This is a genomic window from Pseudomonas edaphica (genome assembly GCF_005863185.1).
In the GTDB taxonomy this organism is placed as follows: Bacteria; Pseudomonadota; Gammaproteobacteria; order Pseudomonadales; family Pseudomonadaceae; genus Aquipseudomonas; species Aquipseudomonas edaphica.
In genome coordinates, this window is the sequence record NZ_VBVZ01001090.1 from 1 (window position 1) to 753 (window position 753).

Annotated in this window: 1 protein-coding gene and 1 pseudogene; both read left to right on the plus strand. The window is 58.2% G+C overall.

The annotated features are described in order from the left end of the window. Positions 1 to 222, plus strand: a pseudogene (locus FEM54_RS33415) (D-xylose ABC transporter substrate-binding protein); the annotation flags it as partial. Between the two features lie 5 nt (positions 223 to 227). Next, positions 228 to 753, plus strand: a 526-nt coding sequence (locus FEM54_RS33420) for an ATP-binding cassette domain-containing protein (protein WP_138454383.1), incomplete at its 3' end; no start/stop codon positions are given.

Sequence of the window (753 nt, forward strand, 5' to 3'; positions counted from 1 at the left end):
ACCATGACCGTGTACAAGCCTCTCAAGCTGATCGCCACCGAAGCCGCGAAGCTCTCGGTACAGCTTGCGCGTAATGAAAAACCTACCTATAGCTCGCAATACGATAATGGCAGCAAAAAAGTCGACACCATCCTGCTCACGCCAACCCCGCTGACCAAGGCCAATATCGACCTGTTGGAGAAGGATGGTTTCTATACCAAAGAGCAGATTGCCGGGCAGTGACCGCCATGGCCGACTACTTGCTGCAAATGAACGGCATCGTCAAAACGTTTGGCGGTGTCAACGCTCTGAACGGCATCGATATCAAGGTACGGCCGGGGGAATGCGTCGGCCTGTGCGGTGAAAACGGTGCCGGCAAATCCACCTTGATGAAGGTGCTGTCGGCGGTCTACCCGTATGGCACCTGGGAAGGCGAAATACTCTGGGACGGGCAGCCGCTTAAAGCCCATTCCATCAGCGAAACCGAGGCCGCCGGCATCGTTATCATTCACCAGGAACTGACCCTGGTGCCGGACTTGTCGGTGGCCGAAAACATCTTCATGGGCCACGAATTGACCCTGCCCGGCGGGCGCATGAACTACCCGGCCATGCTGCAGCGCGCCGAAGCGCTGATGCGCGAACTCAAGGTGCCGGACATTAATGTGGCGCTGCCGGTGTCGCAATACGGCGGCGGTTACCAGCAACTGGTGGAAATCGCCAAGGCGCTGAACAAACAGGCGCGCCTGTTGATCCTCGACGAGCCCTCCTCGGCAC